General features: G+C 40.8%; 18 protein-coding genes and 1 tRNA gene. 4 read left to right on the top strand and 15 right to left on the bottom strand.

The genetic code is table 11. From position 1 onward, the window contains the following. Positions 1–167 precede the first annotated feature (167 nt). The 13 genes from EPX21_RS14390 to EPX21_RS14330 all read right to left on the bottom strand — a co-directional run bounded on the left by EPX21_RS14390 (position 168) and on the right by EPX21_RS14330 (position 10544). On the bottom strand, positions 168–779 hold the full coding sequence (locus EPX21_RS14390) for an HAD family phosphatase (protein WP_134090382.1): 612 nt from the start codon (positions 777–779) through the stop codon (positions 168–170). A 98-nt stretch (positions 780–877) separates the two neighbouring features. After that, on the bottom strand, positions 878–2203 hold the full coding sequence (locus EPX21_RS14385) for an ABC transporter permease (protein WP_134090381.1): 1326 nt from the start codon (positions 2201–2203) through the stop codon (positions 878–880). A gap of 7 nt (positions 2204–2210) precedes the next feature. Beyond that, positions 2211–3122, bottom strand: a complete 912-nt coding sequence (locus EPX21_RS14380; RefSeq protein WP_134090380.1) for an ABC transporter ATP-binding protein — start codon at positions 3120–3122, stop codon at positions 2211–2213. A gap of 154 nt (positions 3123–3276) precedes the next feature. After that, a complete protein-coding gene (locus EPX21_RS14375) occupies positions 3277–3867 on the bottom strand; it encodes an outer membrane beta-barrel protein (RefSeq protein ID WP_134090379.1) in 591 nt (196 codons plus the stop codon). Positions 3868–4272: 405 nt separating this feature from the next. Beyond that, positions 4273–5421 carry a molecular chaperone DnaJ gene (gene dnaJ, locus EPX21_RS14370; protein ID WP_134090378.1) on the bottom strand — a complete coding sequence of 383 codons (1149 nt, stop codon included), beginning with the start codon at positions 5419–5421 and terminating at the stop codon, positions 4273–4275. Between the two features lie 2 nt (positions 5422–5423). Beyond that, positions 5424–6038 (bottom strand): nucleotide exchange factor GrpE, encoded by a 615-nt coding sequence (locus tag EPX21_RS14365; RefSeq protein ID WP_134090377.1) that lies wholly within the window; start codon positions 6036–6038, stop codon positions 5424–5426. Positions 6039–6195: 157 nt separating this feature from the next. Beyond that, a complete protein-coding gene (locus EPX21_RS14360) occupies positions 6196–6879 on the bottom strand; it encodes a cell division ATP-binding protein FtsE (protein ID WP_134090376.1) in 684 nt (227 codons plus the stop codon). Between the two features lies 1 nt (position 6880). Beyond that, positions 6881–7084, bottom strand: a complete 204-nt coding sequence (locus EPX21_RS14355; RefSeq protein ID WP_134090375.1) for a fructose-6-phosphate aldolase — start codon at positions 7082–7084, stop codon at positions 6881–6883. A 113-nt stretch (positions 7085–7197) separates the two neighbouring features. Further along, positions 7198–7491: a response regulator receiver protein gene (locus EPX21_RS14350; protein ID WP_134090374.1), complete on the bottom strand. Its 294-nt coding sequence runs from the start codon at positions 7489–7491 to the stop codon at positions 7198–7200. 10 nt (positions 7492–7501) lie between these two features. Further along, positions 7502–8242: a pirin family protein gene (locus EPX21_RS14345; protein WP_134090373.1), complete on the bottom strand. Its 741-nt coding sequence runs from the start codon at positions 8240–8242 to the stop codon at positions 7502–7504. A 92-nt stretch (positions 8243–8334) separates the two neighbouring features. Then, on the bottom strand, positions 8335–8922 hold the full coding sequence (locus EPX21_RS14340) for a Crp/Fnr family transcriptional regulator (RefSeq protein WP_134090372.1): 588 nt from the start codon (positions 8920–8922) through the stop codon (positions 8335–8337). A 269-nt stretch (positions 8923–9191) separates the two neighbouring features. Continuing rightward, positions 9192–9572 carry a VOC family protein gene (locus EPX21_RS14335; protein ID WP_134090371.1) on the bottom strand — a complete coding sequence of 127 codons (381 nt, stop codon included), beginning with the start codon at positions 9570–9572 and terminating at the stop codon, positions 9192–9194. A 138-nt stretch (positions 9573–9710) separates the two neighbouring features. Further along, positions 9711–10544: a helix-turn-helix domain-containing protein gene (locus tag EPX21_RS14330; RefSeq protein ID WP_134090370.1), complete on the bottom strand. Its 834-nt coding sequence runs from the start codon at positions 10542–10544 to the stop codon at positions 9711–9713. A 172-nt stretch (positions 10545–10716) separates the two neighbouring features. Between EPX21_RS14330 and EPX21_RS14325 the strand changes: the two genes are divergently transcribed. Further along, positions 10717–11193, top strand: coding sequence for a DinB family protein (locus EPX21_RS14325; RefSeq protein ID WP_134090369.1), 477 nt, complete (start codon positions 10717–10719; stop codon positions 11191–11193). A gap of 176 nt (positions 11194–11369) precedes the next feature. Here the strand turns inward: EPX21_RS14325 and EPX21_RS14320 are convergent. Next, positions 11370–11441, bottom strand: a tRNA-Arg gene (locus EPX21_RS14320). Positions 11442–11582: 141 nt separating this feature from the next. Next, positions 11583–12683, bottom strand: a complete 1101-nt coding sequence (ychF, locus tag EPX21_RS14315) for a redox-regulated ATPase YchF (protein WP_134090368.1) — start codon at positions 12681–12683, stop codon at positions 11583–11585. 205 nt (positions 12684–12888) lie between these two features. Between ychF and EPX21_RS14310 the strand changes: the two genes are divergently transcribed. From EPX21_RS14310 to EPX21_RS14300, 3 genes are all read left to right on the top strand, one after another. Then, a complete protein-coding gene (locus EPX21_RS14310; RefSeq protein WP_134090367.1) occupies positions 12889–14094 on the top strand; it encodes an ROK family transcriptional regulator in 1206 nt (401 codons plus the stop codon). Positions 14095–14188: 94 nt separating this feature from the next. Continuing rightward, the gene (locus EPX21_RS14305) at positions 14189–17497 is read left to right on the top strand and encodes a SusC/RagA family TonB-linked outer membrane protein (protein WP_134090366.1); all 3309 of its coding nucleotides are present in this window, start codon (positions 14189–14191) and stop codon (positions 17495–17497) included. Positions 17498–17509: 12 nt separating this feature from the next. Further along, a complete protein-coding gene (locus EPX21_RS14300) occupies positions 17510–19090 on the top strand; it encodes a SusD/RagB family nutrient-binding outer membrane lipoprotein (RefSeq protein WP_134090365.1) in 1581 nt (526 codons plus the stop codon). Positions 19091–19239: the final 149 nt, after the last annotated feature.

Genomic DNA, 19239 nt, shown 5'->3' with positions numbered 1-19239 from the left:
ATATAAATGTAAAAAAGTGTTAAATAGCTTGCTGGTTAGTCTGCCAACGTCTTTACATAGCTCTATCAAGCACAGCAAATCTCCATAAAAAAAACCAGATTTTAGTGAGGTGAATTTGTTTTTTTAGTAAAGCGATCGTCGTTGATCTGACGCGATCCTTAATTGCGCTAAATTTGATCAATCCGTATCCAATCCATTCCTGCCGCTTCTGCAGCAGCCACCCCTGGATCGCCGTCTTCAAAGACGATACAGTCTTTCGGCGCTACGCCCAGTTTTTCGGCGGCAGCGAGAAAAGGGTCAGGAAAGGGTTTGCCATTAGGCGTTTCACCGGCGCAGACGAGTACTTCTATATAGTCTGTCAGACCTAATACCGACAAGGTTCTTTGCACGGTGGTACGTGTGCCACCAGATACTACGCCGATATGTACGTCGCCTGCATTGGCTTTCAGGTGCTCCGTTACATAGGCAATAGGCTCAGTTGTGTCAATGTACTTTTCAAAAAATACGGCGGTTTTTTCTTTTGAAAACGTGTCGGGCAACATCACATTATATCGTCTGCTGATTTCATCAGCAACAAGTCGTGTGGGCCAACCGGCAAGCTCGTCGATGATAGCGGTATCGAGATCGATGCCGTATTTGGCCGCTGCTTCTTTATAGGATAATTTGTGGGCTAGCATATTATCGGCTAATGTGCCGTCGCAGTCGTAAAGAAGGGCTTTGTACTTTCCCTTTGTCTTTTCATTGAGGATGTTCAGTTTGTCGCGCGTTTCTTGATTCATCTATAATAAGTATTCGAAATAAATAGCACAAAATTGCCCTTTATTTGTTTCCTTTCCTAATAGAATTGCAAAAATTATAAAAAACTGGTTCCACTCAACTAACCTTTATATTTGAACCACTTGAACAGCTCTTTGTAACTTGCCTTTTTACCGTACATCAGAATACCTACCCGATACACTCTTGCCGCTACATAAGTTGTTAATAAGAAACCAACAACCAATAAAAAAATAGAGAGTAAAAGCTGCCAAAGGGGTACGCCGAAAGGGATTCTCACCAGCATGCCGATGGGCGATGTGAAAGGCACCATACTCAGCCAGAAAGCCAAGGAGCCGTGTGGGTTATTGATCAGTACCGAGAAAGACAGCATATAGGTAAATAACAGAGGCATTATAATAGGCAGCATAAACTGCTGCGTTTCTGTTTCACTGTCGACTGCCGAGCCTACCATGGCAAACAAGGCGCTATATAGAAGATATCCACCAATAAAGTAAATTAAAAAGCAACTTAGTACATAAGGATAATCGATTGCTTTTATTTGTTCTACAATGCTATCAATTTTTGATTGTCTTTCCTCCGTATTTTCTCCGACGGCATCAGCCGTAGATTGTTCTTGATAAGCGGCTATGGATTGCATTTGAGGATTTGATCCGGCTATAACGGCAGAAGTTGCTGCCATTAAACTTACGGAAAGAATAATCCATAAAACAAATTGCGTGACGCCCACCAAACCGACGCCAATAATTTTCCCCATCATAAGCTGAAAAGGCTTCACGGAGGAAATGATCACTTCAATGATGCGGTTGCTCTTCTCTTCTATGATGCCACGCATTACCTGATTTCCATATAGAAATAGCGATATATAAATGAGAATTGAAAGACCAAAACTGATGCCAATGGCGGTACCTACATTGCTGTCCTTCTCACCGTCTACCGTGAGCTCTTTCGACTTAATCGATACATCGGCTTTAATCCCATTTAAAAGAGTTACATCGATTCCTGCATCGGTTAAGGCTTTGGCTTTGAGAATATCGTTCAGTTTTGTCTTTAGCGTATTAATTGTGCCAATCCCCTTTTTTTCCGTATCATATAGCTCAACCGTTTGAGAAGTGGCGACATTCTTCGGGATAACGAGCAGCAGGGAGCTGGTTTCGCCGCGTTCCATCTTGGTTTTCAGCGCCTCGACTGATTCATTCGTTTGTAGAAACAGTAAATGCTCCGTGTCCTTGAGCTCATCGGAAATAAATCCCGACTGGTCAACCACGTATACCGTGGTAATGGGTTCTTGATTGTTTAATGCAACATAGAAAATGAGCGCATACATCGCTATAAATAAGAAGGGAACAAGGAAGGTGGTAACCAAAAAAGACTTCTTTTTTACGCGGCTCAGGTATTCACGTTGTATAATAAGTAATATTTTATTCATGAGGCTATTAGTTGGCGTTGATAGAAGTGACTTCTTTTATGAAAATTTCATGAATGGTGGGAACGACTTCTTCTACATGTTGGATCTCCACCCGTGGAAGTAGATAGGAGAGTACATGATTGATGGTTTTTCCTTCCATCACTTTTATGTGAAGTGTTGTGTTATAGGCTCCGTTATGCCGTTTTTCTACGGAGAATAGGGCTTCGTTTTGATCGATCAGCGTAGAACCGGCATAGGTGATTTTATACTTGTTCTCCCGATAACTGTTTTTTATATCGGCAACCGCACCATCTAATATTTTCCTTGATTTATTAATCAGCACAATGTTATCACACAGTTCTTCTACAGATTCCATCCGATGGGTGGAAAAAATAATAGTTGTACCGTTACTGTGTAACTCGAGGATTTCCTTTTTTATTATTTCGGCATTAACCGGATCAAAGCCAGAAAAGGGTTCGTCTAAAATCAGCAGTTCAGGTTGATGGAGTACTGTTGCTACAAATTGTACCTTTTGTTGCATTCCTTTACTTAGGTCTTCCACTTTTTTATTCCACCACGACTGCATTTCCATCTTTTCGAACCAATGTTTGATTCTCTTTTTTGCTTCCTCTTTTGACAGGCCTTTCAGTTGTGCCAAATAGAGCAGCTGCTCACCAATCTGCATTTTTTTATATAGACCCCGTTCTTCGGGCAGATAGCCTATTTTAGTGATGTGTTCTGGCTGAAGTGCTACGCCGTTGAATAATATATGTCCACTATCTGGAGCTGTGATTTGTGTAACAATCCGAATAAGGGAAGTCTTTCCTGCGCCGTTAGGCCCGAGCAAACCGAAGATAGTGCCTCTTTCAATATGCATGGAGACGTCGTCTAGAGCTCGATGCGCTGCGTATTGCTTTACGATGTTGTTGATGGATAGCATGAACATTCTTCTTTGTGAAGATTAGATAGAGTAAGCGCTTATTTGTTACAACATATTAAACATAATAGGCTTGTGATGCGGACGAGCCAAGACTTAAGCATAAAAAAAGGGATATGCCAAAGCACATCCCTTTTGATTCAATCAGGTAAAAAGTTTAGAAATAAAACTGTACTCCTAACTGAGGGGCAAAGAAATCACTTGCTAAGCCAAAAGAGTTAGTGATTGTTTTGGCGCCGGTTCCTTCATTTTTAATTCTGTCATTACCATAGTAAAGACCACGCACACTTAATTCAATACCGACATTTTTATGAGGAAAGAATGCTAAACCAGGTGAAACCTGTACACCGTAACTGGCGGTAGTTGACACTTTGGTTCCATCAACTTTAGTGTTTCCCCATGCCATCGGAACGGAAAGTTGACCAAAGAATTTGAACATTTCATTTCCTTTATAGGCGCGTGCGAATGGCGCTACTACAAAAGCTCCTTGCTTAACTTTTAAATCTTGGCCATTATAATACTGCCCATAGCTATAACCGATACCTGTACCAATTGCAAAATTATCGTTGATGAAATAGCCAATATTAGGAACAATATTAAAATCTTGATTTGAATGATCCGTGCCGTTGACTTTATTGTAATTGTAGCCCACAGATCCACCTAAGAAAAGCTTTCCTTGTTCTGTTTGTGCTTTTGCTGCAAAAGTTAATGCTACAGCGGCAGTTAGAGTTAAAAATAATTTTTTCATGTTTAATATAAATTTGTTAACGTGTTGGTCGGTATTATTACTGACCTTTGGCACGTATTAGTCAATATATATGCCAAGTAGGAGCTTTTTGTGCCTATGAAGTTGTTTATGCGCCAATCTTAAACTTCTATGACAATAGTTGAAAAATGAAAATTAATTTGATTTTTTAAACAATTATATAACTTATTAATCTATAGATGGTATGTTTTTAAAATGACAAAATTGGCACTTTGTTAAAAACTGACTACTTGTCTATTTTTGTCAATTATTGACAAATGGTCAGCGGGCTGCTGTCAGTTGACACGGAAATGTACAGATTCGAATGGCTTATTTTGAATAAAATAGGAGGAAAATAAAAAAGCGCCAAACGGAACGATCGGCGCTTTTTTATTGTTTTATAGGGGATTATTCGAAAAATTCTTTTACGCGTTCGAAAAAGCTTTTTTCATTTTTCCCAGGTTGGGGCTTGAAATTGGGAGACTCCCTCAATTTTTCCAACTGTTCTCTTTCTATTTGTGAAAGCGCTTTTGGTGTCCATACATTTACATAGATTAGTTGATCCCCTTTGTGATAAGAATTCACTTCAGGAACACCTTTCCCTTTTAAACGAAGGATTTTTCCCCCTTGTGTGCCGGGGTCTATCTTTATTTTTGCTTTACCGTCAATGGTTGGGATTTCTATACTGGCACCTAGTGCAGCATCAACAAAGCTTATATATAAATCGTAGATAACGTTGTTTCCGTCACGCTTCAGAATTTCATGTGGGATTTCTTCAATTAATATAATAAGATCTCCGGGAACGCCTCCGCGAGGAGCAGCATTTCCCTTTCCACTCATGGATAGCTGCATCCCTTCGCTCACACCTGCGGGGATGTTTATACTGATAGTCTCTTCTCCACGTACTAAGCCTTCGCCATGGCAAGTCGTACACTTCGCCGTGATCTCGACTCCTTCACCATTACATGTAGGACAAGTACTTGTGGTTTGCATTTGCCCTAAAATGGTATTGGTAACCCTTCTAACACTACCGGTACCACCGCAAGTTCGGCACGTCGATGTCGAGGATCTGTCTTTAGCTCCGCTGCCATCACAGGTTTTACAAACCACCTGTTTATTTACCTTGATTTTCTTCTCAACGCCTTTAGCGATTTCCTCTAAGGTAAGTTTAACCTTAATACGAAGGTTTGTGCCTTTTACAACTCGCCTTCCACCTCGCGATTGTCCTCCACCAAAGAAGCTCTCAAAAGGATTGCCTCCACCAAAGATATCTCCGAAATTACTGAAGATATCCTCCATGTTCATGCCTCCTCCTCCGTAGCCGCCGCTTGCGCTGTTTCCCGCATGGCCGAAGCGATCATAGCGTTGGCGTTTTTCCGGATTGCTTAGTACTTCATAAGCTTCGGCAGCTTCCTTGAACTTTTCTTCTGCTTCTTTATTGTTGGGATTTTTATCCGGGTGATATTTTATTGCAAGTTTTCTATAAGCCGATTTAATCTCAGCTTGTTCCGCATTTTTCGATACACCTAATACGTCGTAATAATCTCTCTTTGCCATCTTTATACTGATTCGCTACCAACCACTACTTTGGCGTAGCGCAAAACTTTATCGTTAAGGAAATAACCTTTCTCTACCTCGTCGATTATCTTTCCAACCAAGTCAGGTGTTGGGGCAGGAATCCGTGTTATTGCTTCATGAAGATCAGCGTTAAACTCTTGTCCTACCGATTCCATTTCTTTTAGACCTTTTTTATTAAGGATAGACTTAAGCTTATGGTAAACAAGTTCGATACCTTCTTTTACAGCGCTTACATCTTCCGCATTTTCCATGGCCTTCCGCGCACGTTCAAAATCATCGAGAACCGTTAATAGATCTCCAATCACTTCTTTTCCGGCAGTCTGCAACAGTTCTACACGTTCTTTGGAAGTACGGCGCTTATAATTATCGAACTCTGCATATAAACGAAGATACTTGTTATTGGCTTCTGTCAATTCCTGCTGAAGTTTGTCGTCTTGTCCAGCCTCTATAGGCGTTTCCGCTTCCTCGGCCTGGTCATCGAGGCCCACTTTGTTATGTTGGCGTGCTTCGTTTACAGATTCCAATTCTTCTGCGATATCTTTGTTTTCGAGGTTTTGATTTTCCTCAATATGTTCCTTTTTACGTTGTTCTTCCATAATTCTAAAAAGCAGTTCAAAATATCTTTGTTTGCACAAATTTTTTGCCAAGGCCTAGGGGGCGGACACTCTGTCAGTCTTTCTCTTTTGCTTGCAACAAAATGACGCATCCTGTCAAGAGATGTCAGCTTTTGATTCTTGATAGCCAAATGTACAATTAGGAGATTGTCACGTTGTCGTGTAATACGCCGGACTCTGTTCTAACAATACGGGAAGGCATGTTTCGGATAATTTGGTAGTCGTGCGTAGCCATTAAAACCGCCGTGCCGGCACGACTGATTTCTTTTAATAGCAAAACAATTTCTTCCGAAGTATTCGGGTCCAGATTGCCGGTCGGTTCATCTGCTAAAATTACCTCGGGGTCGTTCAATAAGGCACGGGCAATTACAACCCGCTGTTGTTCGCCTCCTGATAATTCATGGGGCATTTTTTTCAATTTCGATCGCAGCCCCACTTTGTCTAATACGTCGAACATACGTTCTCTTATTAAGCCTTTGTCTTTCCAACCGGTCGCACGCATTACAAATTCCAGGTTCTTCTCCACTGTTCGGTCGGTAAGCAAATGGAAATCCTGGAAAACAATTCCGAGTTTTCTTCGTAAAAATGGGATATCTCTATCGTGCAGTCTGCCAAGGTCAAAGCCCGCAACCAGCCCGTCTCCTGTTGATATAGGAAGATCGCCATAGATAACTTTCAGTAAGCTACTTTTTCCAGAGCCGGTTTGTCCAATCATAAAAACGAACTCCCCTGAATCTATCTGTAAATTGACATTTGAAAGCACCAGATGCTTTTGTTGATAGATGTCTATATTTTTAAGCTTGATAACGGTACTTGGGATCATGTTATAGTTGTATTTCTTTTATTTTTCCAAAAGGCAATTCGTCTACTATTTTCATTATATACGATGCTTTATCTGCTAAGCCGATTTTTTCTAACGACTTATCGGGTCTGTCGACACGGAAGTATGCTAATAACGTAAAGTTTTCATCACGCAACTGTACATAATCTGGAATTTTTGCTACGCCTTTTACCTTTATAATATACATGGTACGCCAAAGTTAGTACATTCTGTGAAATATTATCTTTTTTGAACGCACATTTTCCCTTTATCGTATAATAGCGCTGTACTGGCAAATGACAGGGACTTTTTGATCGACCATTAAGCGTGCGATAATGCCCCTTCTATTTCGGCATATAGCAGGCCGCTGCCACCCCCATAGTGTCTAATGCATTTGGCTTCACCCAGTTCGCTTATCAGTGCTGCTTCTTCCTCGTCGCTCAGCCCAGCACCGATAAGAACCAGATCGAATAACTGCTTTCTGCCTAATTCGTATGCTTCCTTAAAATCACTCGCACCGGTAGCATTCCATTGTAAACGACTATTAACTAAGCGTAAGATGGTCGACAACACATCGGGATGCGTACAAACAACCATAATTTCTTTCTCTTTCATATCACTTATGTCAATTCAAAAAAGGAGGCACCTCAATTAATAGCACTTTGCAATTGTCAATAGCGGTCGCTTTAACCTGTGACAGTCCAAAAACACCAATTGCGTCACGCGTGCTAAGCGTATAATTCTCAATCTGAATAGCTCCTTCAATAACAAAAATAAATAAGCCGTTTTGTTCTTTTTTTAAGGTATATTCTATTAGATGATCACGGTCGAATGCGCCTATATTCATCCAAGCATCCTGATGAATCCAAACGCCTTCATCATCTTTATTGTGGGATAGAATTTGCAATAGCTTATTTTGTTGAAGCTTGGAGGAGAAATCGAGCTGATCGTACCGTGGATGAACGTTACGTGTTTTCGGAAAAATCCAAATCTGTAAGAATTTTACGGGTTCTCTGCGGTTTTTGTTATACTCGGTATGATAAACGCCCGTTCCCGCGCTCATTACTTGTATTTCGCCGGGTTTGATAAGTGTGGTGTTTCCTAAGCTGTCTTTGTGCTCCAACAGGCCCTCTAGGGGCACCGATATGATTTCCATATTGTCGTGCGGATGTTCTCCAAATCCCATTCCCCCTTCAACAAAGTCGTCATTAAAAACCCTCAATGCACCAAATCGGATGCGCTCGGGATTATAATAGCTCCCGAAACTGAACGTGTGAAAGCTCTTAAGCCAGCCATGATTAGCCGTGCCGCGGCTGTCGTTTTTATAAAGTATGTAAGTCGGACTTTTTTGCCTTTCTGTGTTCATCGTTTTTGTAATTTATTGATAACAAAGGTAATCACGAAAGAGTTTTCCGAGCTTAATGTAGATTAAGAAATCGAATAGGAAGATCCGGCGCGCTACTTTTTATACAGAAGCTTGTGCTTCATTTTGCTTAAGAACTCGGGTGTTACGCCAATATAAGAGGCTACTTGCTTGGCCGGAATGCTGTCGGTCAACCCAGCATATCTTTTGCAAAAGTTCTGGTAACGTTCTTCGGCCGTAAGACTTAAATTATCTAATAAGCGTTGCTGAAATGATACAAGTGAATTTTCTGTTATAATTCTAAAAAAGCGTTCAAACGCTGGAATTTCTCGATATAGTCTTTCTTGAGCATCCTTGGAAAGCGCCAATGTGCTGGTTGGTTCAAGGGCTTGAATATAAGTGTTCCCTGGTCTCTGACTAAGCAAACTGTACATATCAGCTATCCACCAGTTTGGGGCAGCAAAATTTAGTACATGCTCGAAACCATTAGCGTCTATCGTGTAACCTCTTAAACAGCCGCTCGTAACAAAATAAGAATATCGACAAATTTCGCCTGCTTCCAATATCAACTCTTTACGTTTAGCAGTAACGGGTTTTAAAAGCGAAGTGAAATGATCGGCTTCCGCCTCAGTCAGGTTAATCCATTTGCCTATATTATTTAGTATAAGTGACTTGTTATCCATGCGCGTATTATTGAACGGACGCCCCATACCTGTTGACCTATTGTATGTTTTCCGTGATACAGGCCGAACCAAAAAAGCTCATTTAAAACGTTGATATACAATAAAACAAATGGCACTCGCAAAAAGCAATAATTCTCTTTGTAAGCGTTGAGTTTGTTTATGCGCATCTAAAATATAAAATTAATGTGTCAATCTAAACTTACTCTGGAACGGATGCAAAAAAAGCGATATACGGTAATGATCCGAAGAACAAAGCGTTTGTGTGCAGACTAATTATCCGGTTTAGTATATTGGACCACATCGATTCCTATACCATTCGGGTCTTGGATAGCGAAATGCTTATCTCCCCAAGGTTCTTCGCGTAATTCAATTTTAATATCGACGCCCTCACTTTTTAATTGTTGATACATCTCCTCAACGTCGTCTACCTCTATTGTGAGATAAACACCCTTGCCATTAAAAGGATCCTGAAATAGTGGCTGTTGACTACTATGATGAGGCTTCAAAAAACTAAGTTCTGCAGAACGATTTGGTGTATGCAGCAAAAGATAAAAGTCATTTTCAAAAGTGACTCCAAAATGCAGTGTTTGCATGTAGAACTCTTTACTTTCCTCGAGTTTGTCCGTAATAATACCTGCGTTTAGTTTCATTGCTTTTTCTTTAGTTTGTATTGTTTGACTATTCACACTACATAAACCATTTAGGCTTATCAGGATGAGTAACATAATGGATTTCATATAGCAAAGGTCGGATTCAGGCGCGTTTCGCAATTGTAAAAAACGGACAGATTATTTGAATGCTATATTTGGGGTGAGTCCGTATATGGTTTTGAATTCTTTGATAAAATGAGCCTGATCGTAATAGCCGAGGTCATAAAAAAACTTCTCTCGTTTTAGCGTTTCCTTGGTCGGTTGGAGGTTTAATAAATTTTGGAAACGCACTATTTTACTGAAAGCTTTAGGCGATTCACCCACGTAAAACTTGAATAATCGACGTAAATGCCGGGGACTGACGGGCACCTGTAATTGCTCAATAGCGGTGGAACCTTTGTCAGACAACATTTGGTCGAGGGCGAGGCTAAATCGGAAGTCGGTTTGAGGCGGATGGTCTGTTATGATTCGCGTAAAAAGGGCATCAAGTGCCATAACAAACGGATGTATAAGTCGGTTAAATCTTGTACCGGAAACATATGAGCTCCGCAAGATTGTTTCGTTTAGCTGTTGATACAGTTTCCGGTTTACTTCGTTTAATGGTAAACAGGCGCCCGTCAGTTCGCTCACATCGAGTTTGAATAGAGAAGCAAAGGTCCCGGGTAAAAAGCGAATGCCCATATAGTGAAAATGGTGAGGAAGGGTAAAGGTATGATAAGAGTTGGAAAGCCCCATAATATCAATAGCGCAAGGGTTGTTTACATCAAAAAAAATGTCGATGCAGCCATCCGACACGACATAATAGACAAACGGTTCCAAGAGCCTTTGGAGACTTTTCAATTCCCAATAACAATGTATATGTGCTCTCAAATTCGTAGATGGCGTATGCTCTTGATACGAAATTTCCTTTCCTTTAAATAACCTATCCGGTTGAATCGGTTTAAAACAAGATGTACCGGTGCTTACGATCATGTCCTGAAATGTGCTTTATCCCATAAAGTTAGCCCTTCTTTGCGATAGAAACAAAGAAAGGCGGAAATCATTTTGTATAACAGCAATATAAACTTGCAATAACCGAACTTATCAAGATAATTGGCAGACTGACTTGAAGTTGTTAATTTAGTTTATATTAGAACAGCAGTATATGACTGAGATGACGAAGCATTTTGTCGGCCTTTTAGGCTACGATAAATTCAGCAATTTAAAGCTCATTGAACTTTTAAAACCAGAAGAAAGATTTGATGAGTCGATTGGTTTAATGTCGCACCTACTCGTAGCCCAGCAGATCTGGTTGAAAAGGTGTAAAGGAGAGCCTACGGTTGGCGGCTCTCTATGGCCAAGGTGGCGATTGCCAGACCTTCACAATACAGTTTTAATGAATTACGAAGCCTGGATGTTGTTTTTGAGTTCTGTGGAAGAGTCGGATTTCATGAAGCCTGTTACGTATCAAAATTCTAAAGGCCTATCTTTTACTAATAGTTTAGAAGACGTTCTTACCCATTTAATTAACCACGGCACGCATCACCGGGCTCAGATCGGGCAACAATTAAAAGCGATTGGACTTACTTTGCCTAATACGGATTATATCTTTTACGTCCGGGAAGAAAGTGATAAGACCTAATACGCTGTTTTAGTCACATAGCTTTCAAACGACAATTTTTTACGCTCGAAAGGATTGTTGACCTTCGAGCTTCCCCGCACTCACTGCTGCCAAGAAAGTGTTCAAACCCCAGCCTATCCTTCGTTGGAATCCTTCGTAAATAAAAAAAGCCTTTCAAACGAAAGACTTTTTTTTTGTTCACCCGAAGGGATTCGAACCCCCATCATCAGAACCGGAATCTGACATTCTATCCATTGAACTACGGGTGAAAAATATTGCGCAAACATAGATAAAATTGTTCTGATATGCAATCACAAAACCACTTCTATTGTAAATATTAAAATAGTCGATTGACTGTTAATCCTTTAATATTATGCTTTTTGTTTGCGAAATATTCTAAATCCTTTAATCTATACATTAAACCTGAAGTGCATGATATCTCCGTCTTCAACGATATATGTTTTGCCCTCGACACTAAGTTTTCCGGCTTCTTTACAGGCATTTTCCGATCCGTACGTGACAAAATCATCGTACTTGATCACCTCGGCACGGATAAAGCCTTTTTCAAAATCAGTATGGATGACGCCAGCCGCTTGAGGGGCGGTAAAGCCTTTATTGATTGTCCAAGCGCGAACCTCCTGAACACCGGCTGTAAAATAAGTAGCGAGATTGAGTAATTTATAGGCAGCACGGATAAGTTTGTGGACACCCGATTCAGTCAGTCCCAAATCTTCCAAAAATAGTTGTCTTTCTTCGTAACTTTCAAGTTGGCTGATTTCAGATTCGATTTGTGCGGATATCACCAAAACCTCTGCTTTTTCATCTTTCACGGCTTCCTTTACACGATCTACGTACGCATTGCCATTAACTACCGATGCTTCATCCACATTACACACATATAATACTGGCTTTACTGTCAAAAGGCTTAGATCGCTGATATACTCGAAGTCTTCCTCTGAAATAGAGGCGGTTCGGGCTGATTTGCCTGATTCGAGGTGAGTTTTTACGATAGACAAAATGTCAAAGGTTTTCTTCGCCTCTTTATCACCGCCTGTTTTGGCCATTTTTTCAACCTTTTGGATCCGTTTCAATACGGTTTCCAAATCCTTTAGCTGCAATTCCGTATCGATGATCTCCTTGTCGCGAATCGGATCAACAGATCCGTCCACATGAATGACGTTGCCATTATCAAAACAGCGAAGAACATGGATAATTGCATTCGTTGTTCGGATATTACCTAAAAATTGATTGCCTAACCCTTCTCCTTTACTCGCTCCCTTTACTAAGCCCGCGATATCGACGATTTCGATTGTGTTGGGTACTATACGTTGCGGTTTAACCAACTCGGCCAACTTATTTAAACGTTCATCCGGCACAGAGATTACGCCCACGTTTGGCTCGATGGTGCAGAACGGAAAGTTAGCTGCCTGTGCCTTGGCGTTGGATAAACAATTAAATAAAGTAGATTTTCCTACGTTGGGTAAACCAACAATACCACATTGAAGTGCCATTTGATAAGTGCTTTTTCTTTTTTGTTATAGTTGCCGCAAAGATAGGAAATAAAAAGCTTTTAAAAATATCTTCGCTTTTGTTACAATAAAGGCCGTTTTTTATAGATACGTAAAAAAAGTGTAAAATACTTTAACAAAAAAATTAATAAGTCTATTGCTTTTTGATATTTACTTACCTATGTTTGCTTTATCAATCTAAATTGTCGTGGAAGAAAGGCCTAAAAAGCAACATGCGTTAAAGTTCGATATTTTAAGGTATCTCTATTACCGAGGACCGATGGCTATCAACGAACTCAGTAAGCTCACCGGTAAGAGCTTGCCGCTCATTACCACACATATTCATTCGCTTAAAGAACAGGGATTGATCATCAATAATCAGTATGCACAGTCTACGGGTGGGAGAAGGGCCCATGAATATCAGCTTAATAAGGAATCGGGCAGGTATATCATAGCAGTATCGGTAGATCAGCTTGTCACCAGAATAGCTGCATTTAATCTGCATAACGAGCAAGTTGATGAACCCAAAGAAAAAGCGATCAACTTAGAAAAGGCTGAAGAATCGCTAAGTGATTTAGTGAATTTTATCAAAGGTTATATAAAAGAACTTCCATTGTCGATATCCGACATGTTGGGCATTGGCATAGCGATGCCCGGTTTTGTAAACGCTGAAAAGGGTATCAACAATACACATTTCGGTTTGGGAGAAAGGAGTTTAGCAGATTACATAGCGAAAGAAGTGGGCTGTGAAGTCTTTATAGATAACGATTCCAGTGCTATCGCGCTGGCCGAGCTGAACTTCGGTGCTGCGCGCGGCATGCAAGACGTTATGGTAGTGAATGTGGGTTGGGGGATCGGATTAGGGATGATCGTAAATGGAAAGCTTTTCCGCGGACATAGCGGTTTTGCAGGTGAGTTTAGTCATATTCCGCTGGCAGATAGTAATAATCTTTGTGTTTGTGGAAAAAGAGGTTGTTTGGAAGTGGATGCATCACTTTTGGTGCTGACCAAAAGGGCGCAGAAGGAAATGAAAAATGGATATGCGTCGAAAATGGAGGGGATGTTTTCCAGTAACGGTGCTTCCAATTTAGATATCGTGTTAAATGCCGCCAACGCAGGCGACCAGTTGGCTGTTAATCTTCTTTCCAAAGCCGGTTTTTTAATTGGGAAAGGGATTGCAACCTTGATTCATATTATGAATCCGCAAGGAGTAGTCGTGAGTGGGAGGGGGGCAATTGCCTCAAGAATTCTGATGGCCCCTATACAACAGGCGGTAAACGAGTTCAGCATTCCCATGTTAGCAGAGCAATGCACCATTTTGCCATCACCGTTGAATAAAGAGGCCGAGTTGTTAGGAGCCGCCACTTTGGTAATGGAACGAACAGATAAATTTTTTAATGAAGTGTTAATTTAAATTGCTGCCTATGGTATAAAGTCGAAACCAAATCTAAATCACGAATTTATTAAAAATCAATCAACTAAGTCGAATTTTAACAAACCAACAAATCATGAGAGAAATCTATTCAAGAGCATTAGCTGCTTTGCTGTTTTGTATGATAACAATCAGCAGCTATGCACAGGGAACAGTGTCAGGAACTGTTTCAGACAACCAGGGGCCTTTACCTGGGGTCACTGTGCGCGTAAAAGGAACTACCAGGGCCGCGTCAACAGACACAAGAGGAAATTTTAGTATTCAGGCATCTACCGGGGAAACCCTTACCTTTTCGATGATCGGTTATATTACGCAAGAGATGGCAATAACCAATCAAAGTAGTTTAACCGTATCCATGCAGAATGATGAGAATGCCTTGGACGAGGTGGTAGTAACTTCTTTAGGTATCAAGAAGGAAGCCAAATCGTTGGGGTACGCAACGAGCACTGTGGGAGCCCAAGAATTAACTAAAACGGGATCCCCTAATTTTGCAGGTGCACTATATGGAAAGGCTCCGGGCGTACGGATTTCTGCGGCTCCGGGAGGGGCGACGTCGGGTATTAATATTAATATCCGGGGTATTAACTCCATTACAAAAAGTTCACAGCCCTTAGTAATCATTAATGGAGTTCCTATGCGCCAAACCGCTTTCAATAACTCCGACTATTGGGGTGATCAGCGTGCGAGAGGAAATGGCTTAGAAGATCTAAACCCAGAGGATATCGAATCGATAACAATCTTAAAAGGTGCTTCCGCTGCCGCATTATATGGATCAGAGGCGATGAATGGTGTGGTGCTTGTCACTACAAAATCAGGAAAAGGTGTCGAGGGTTTTACAGCAGATTTTAACGCGACATACACCGCAGACAGAATCGCCTATTTACCAAGATTCCAACACGTCAGGGGGCCTGGGTATGATGTGTCTTATGCAGATATAGGTCAAGCGGAAGACATGTTTTTTTACTATGATGACGGTGTGCGGGGCGTTGCCAATACAGGTTTGAACTTTGGGCCTAAGTTTGACGGCCAGCCTATCCGTTCTTGGGATGGGGAAATAAGACCCTATAGTGACCAAAACGCCTACGGTAAATTTTTTAATAATCCGAACAATACGATCTTAAACCTTGCTTTAGGGCATACGGGGAAAAATTCTAACACTCGATTTTCGTTAACTCGGCAGGATAACCAGATGACTTCATTGGAATCCTATAACAAAAAGAACGTAGCCAGTCTTAACACTTCATTCAAGCTTTGGGATAAGCTTACAACCGATGTTGTTGTTAATTATGTGAATCAGCACACACATAATCGTCCCTTTTTGACGGATCGTTTGATTAACAATTTCACTGGTATGATTTCCACTTTTGATAATCCAGAATGGTATATCAACAGATATAAAACTAGTCAGGGTTATAAATATGTCACGGGCACTAACCAAAGTCTAACACCTGAAGAAAATCTTACTTACAATGGCTATAAAACCGATGTATTAGATTATATGTGGAACACCTTGGCTAATCAATCGGACGAGTATTCCAATAGGTTGATAGGGTCTTTTACAAACACATGGCAAGTAACGCCTGATTTGTCCTTCAGAGCGCGGATTTCTGCAGATATGACAGCGATGAAACGAGAAGATAAAAATCCTACTGAAAGACCAATTTCGATAGATCCTAATACTGGTGCGTATTCATTAGGCAATCAAAATGCAAATGTATATTATACGGATCTTTTAGCCAATTATAGTAAACAGATAACGACGAATGTTAAGTTAGGCGGTATGGTGGGATATACAGCATCTAAAACGGAAGATACCTATGTGCAAAGAAGAACAGATGGGGGCTTAAGTGTAAGAGACTGGTTTGATTTGAATGCTTCGGTAAATTTGGCTCGATGGGACGATCGCTATAATTACAGAAGAAATATGTTACGCGATGCCTTATTTGGAACCTTAAACTTCAATCTGAAGGACTACTGGTTCGTAGAAGGGACATTGCGCAGGGAACGTATTTCTACCATGCACCCAGACAATAACGTGTTGTACTACCCTTCGGTGAATTCAAGTCTAATTCTGAATGAAGCATTTAACTTGCCGGAAGTTGTTGACTACGCCAAACTGAGGGGATCATGGGGTATCGTAGGTAATTATCCTGATATCTATCAGAGTGCTCTCAGCTTAACACAAACAAGTTTAGGGCTTCAAGCTGAAGGTGCACGTCCTGTCACATACACATTGATTCCAACCTCAGCATTCGGTAATGAAGGGATAAAACCAGAAACCAAATATGAATTTGAATTTGGATTGGAAGCCCGTTTACTTAACAGCAGGCTAGGATTTGATATTACGTACTACAATGGCCAAGTTCGCGATCAGATCTTAAACTATACCCTACCTATAAGTTCGGGGGCTTCTTCCATTCTGGCTAATGTAGGTACGCTACGTAATTCGGGCTGGGAATTTGCTATAACCGGTACACCAGTACAAGCAACTAATTTCCGTTGGAATACAGTATTGAACTTCTCGATGAACAAAAATCGTGTAGAAGCATTACCTGGCGGTGCCGACGAATTGTTACTTCGAGATTATGACGGACAAGCGGCTCAGCTGGTAGCAAGAGTTGGACAACCTATAGGCGACATTATGGTTCATCCAATAGCGACTGACGATAACGGAAATAAAATCGTTCTGGATAACGGGCTTTACCAAGTAGATGGAAATTCTTGGATCAAAGCTGGTAATGCGATGCCAAAAGTAGTGGGTGGCTTGACTAACACGTTTACATATAAAAACTTCACTTTAGATGCACTAATTGACTTTAGATGGGGAGGGAATGTTATGCCTACAGGTATTAACTGGATGATCAGTAGAGGGCTGCTTGAAGAAAGTTTAAATTATATGGACGCTGAACACGGCGGTTTGAGTTATTATATAGATGGAGAAAGAGGTGTTGCGTATGATGGATCGGTAGGTCCTAACGGACAGAAAATTTATCATGACGGGATGCTGATGGAAGGAGTTCTTGCTGATGGCACACCAAATGATAATGTAATCTCACAAGTGACTTACTACGCGAATACTTATAATTGGGGTGGACCACAGTATTCGTATTCTCGATATGAATTATATGTGAAGAAAAACAATTACATCAAAATGCGTGAATTGTCTCTTGGTTACAGACTCCCAGCTTCCATTGCTTCCAAATTAAAAGCTAAGAATCTGCAACTTTCTGTATTCGGAAGGAATTTGTTTTTCATCTATCGGTCTATTAAAGACCTAGATCCTGAACAAATGACAGGAGGCTCTTTTTGGATGGATCAAGTGAGTAATGCTGGAACGAGCCCAGCTACCAGAACTTATGGTTTAATGTTACGTGCGAGCTTTTAAAAATAAAAAGTTATGAAAAAATATTTTTTAGGGATGGGGCTATGTGTTGCTTCATTAATATATACTACCTCTTGTAAGAAGAGTTCATTTGATGAATTTTATCGAGACCCATCGAAGGTGACAGAAACTACCGTAGATAAACAGTTCTCTGGAATGATCTATGGATATAGACAGCTAATCGTTCCAGATTATCGTAATTATTTTGTGACTGTTCTGCCCACTATAGCCCGTTATATCCAGATTAATGGCTGGGCAAATGAGGCGAATCAACTAACTCCTGGGGCGGCAGCTATTGACGATCGTTGGTCAAGGTATTATGAAGGTCTCGCGCAATTTAGAGAGTTGGAGACGACCTATAACAATTCGGACCCTTTAATACAGCAAGAGACGAGGATCTTCTACTTAGCAGCAAAGATTTTGTTCTATGATCAAACGCAACAAGCCGTCGATTTACACGGTGACATTCCTTGGAGTCAAGCCGGCAAGCTCAGTTCCAATGGAGGCGATTACACAGTCTCTTATGCGACATATGATAAAGCTGCCGATATTTATACAGTCATGCTAGACGACTTGGCAACCATTAAGGAAGAACTGGAGGGTCTTTCCGTTCCCAGCACATCAAACTTTTCATCCCAAGATATTATTAACAACGGAAATTTAGAGTTATGGAAAAAATACTGTAATTCTTTGCGTTTGCGGATGTTGACGCGAGTGTCAGGTTCTTCGGAGTTTAGTGCGAGATCGCAGACGGAATTAGCTGAGATTGCAAATGATCCTTCATCGCTAATTTTAACGAATTCGGAGAATGCACAGCTTGATGTTTTTGACGCATCAACTGGAATCAATGCAACTGGCTTTCAGGACGCTTTAGAAAGTTGGAATGGCAATATCGCAGGAAAGGTAATGATTGATCATATGCTTAATAATGCCGATCCGCGGCTACCTTTTATTTTCGAGCCTGGAGCACAGGCGGATGGAAACTATATAGGGCTCGACCAGTCGTTAACAGGATCTGTTCAATCGAACTTAATTTCAGGTCCCGCAAACAGTGGCGGAGGAACGATTGCCATTTATAACAGGTCTACATTTTCAAGGAATGATTACTTCCCAGGTATACTGATTTCAGCATCGGAAGTGAACTTCCTTCTAGCAGAGTATTTCTTTAAAGCAGGAAACAGCGCTTCTGCAAAAATGTATTTCGAAAACGGAATTAAGGAGTCGATTTCCCTTTTTCAAGCGATCAGAGCTGTAAGTAATGACGTTCTTGTTCCTGCGGCTACAGCGCCGACCGCTACGCAAATAACTACCTACATTGATAACATTGATTGGGACGGAAGTACAAATAAAATAGAGTTGATAGCATATCAAAAATGGCTGCATTTTAATATGATGCAGCCGGTGGAGAATTGGGCTGAAGTAAGAAGGTTAGATTTTCCCCAATTCGAATTCCGCATACAGAATTCCGATATGCAAAAAACAGTTCCTGTCAAATGGAATCTGCCTCCATCAGAACCTACTTATAATGCCAATAATTATCAAGCTGTACAAGCCCAAGATAACGTCAACACCAAAATATTCTGGGACGTAAACTAGCGATAAATAAGCATAGAAAAGATTGGTCAATAAATGTTTGAGGGGTGGGCTTCGTTGACCACCCCTTTTTATTTATTTTCTTTTTCTTCTTTTTACAAGATCTCTTCAACGTTGAGGATTTTATGTGCTGCACGAAATCAAACTTATCA

This window comes from Olivibacter sp. XZL3, assembly GCF_004368405.1.
Taxonomy (GTDB): Bacteria; Bacteroidota; Bacteroidia; order Sphingobacteriales; family Sphingobacteriaceae; genus Olivibacter.
The sequence above is the reverse complement of the archived record's forward strand: the minus strand, read 5'-3'. Positions and strand labels throughout refer to the sequence as shown.

Coding starts and splice junctions, on each gene's coding strand:
- EPX21_RS14390 (WP_134090382.1), bottom strand. CDS start 779: ATGAATCAAGAAACGCGCGACAAACTGAACATCCTCAATGAAAAGACA.
- EPX21_RS14385 (WP_134090381.1), bottom strand. CDS start 2,203: ATGAATAAAATATTACTTATTATACAACGTGAATACCTGAGCCGCGTA.
- EPX21_RS14380 (WP_134090380.1), bottom strand. CDS start 3,122: ATGCTATCCATCAACAACATCGTAAAGCAATACGCAGCGCATCGAGCT.
- EPX21_RS14375 (WP_134090379.1), bottom strand. CDS start 3,867: ATGAAAAAATTATTTTTAACTCTAACTGCCGCTGTAGCATTAACTTTT.
- dnaJ (WP_134090378.1), bottom strand. CDS start 5,421: ATGGCAAAGAGAGATTATTACGACGTATTAGGTGTATCGAAAAATGCG.
- EPX21_RS14365 (WP_134090377.1), bottom strand. CDS start 6,038: ATGGAAGAACAACGTAAAAAGGAACATATTGAGGAAAATCAAAACCTC.
- EPX21_RS14360 (WP_134090376.1), bottom strand. CDS start 6,879: ATGATCCCAAGTACCGTTATCAAGCTTAAAAATATAGACATCTATCAA.
- EPX21_RS14355 (WP_134090375.1), bottom strand. CDS start 7,084: ATGTATATTATAAAGGTAAAAGGCGTAGCAAAAATTCCAGATTATGTA.
- EPX21_RS14350 (WP_134090374.1), bottom strand. CDS start 7,491: ATGAAAGAGAAAGAAATTATGGTTGTTTGTACGCATCCCGATGTGTTG.
- EPX21_RS14345 (WP_134090373.1), bottom strand. CDS start 8,242: ATGAACACAGAAAGGCAAAAAAGTCCGACTTACATACTTTATAAAAAC.
- EPX21_RS14340 (WP_134090372.1), bottom strand. CDS start 8,922: ATGGATAACAAGTCACTTATACTAAATAATATAGGCAAATGGATTAAC.
- EPX21_RS14335 (WP_134090371.1), bottom strand. CDS start 9,572: ATGAAACTAAACGCAGGTATTATTACGGACAAACTCGAGGAAAGTAAA.
- EPX21_RS14330 (WP_134090370.1), bottom strand. CDS start 10,544: ATGATCGTAAGCACCGGTACATCTTGTTTTAAACCGATTCAACCGGAT.
- EPX21_RS14325 (WP_134090369.1), top strand. CDS start 10,717: ATGACTGAGATGACGAAGCATTTTGTCGGCCTTTTAGGCTACGATAAA.
- ychF (WP_134090368.1), bottom strand. CDS start 12,683: ATGGCACTTCAATGTGGTATTGTTGGTTTACCCAACGTAGGAAAATCT.
- EPX21_RS14305 (WP_134090366.1), top strand. CDS start 14,189: ATGAGAGAAATCTATTCAAGAGCATTAGCTGCTTTGCTGTTTTGTATG.
- EPX21_RS14300 (WP_134090365.1), top strand. CDS start 17,510: ATGAAAAAATATTTTTTAGGGATGGGGCTATGTGTTGCTTCATTAATA.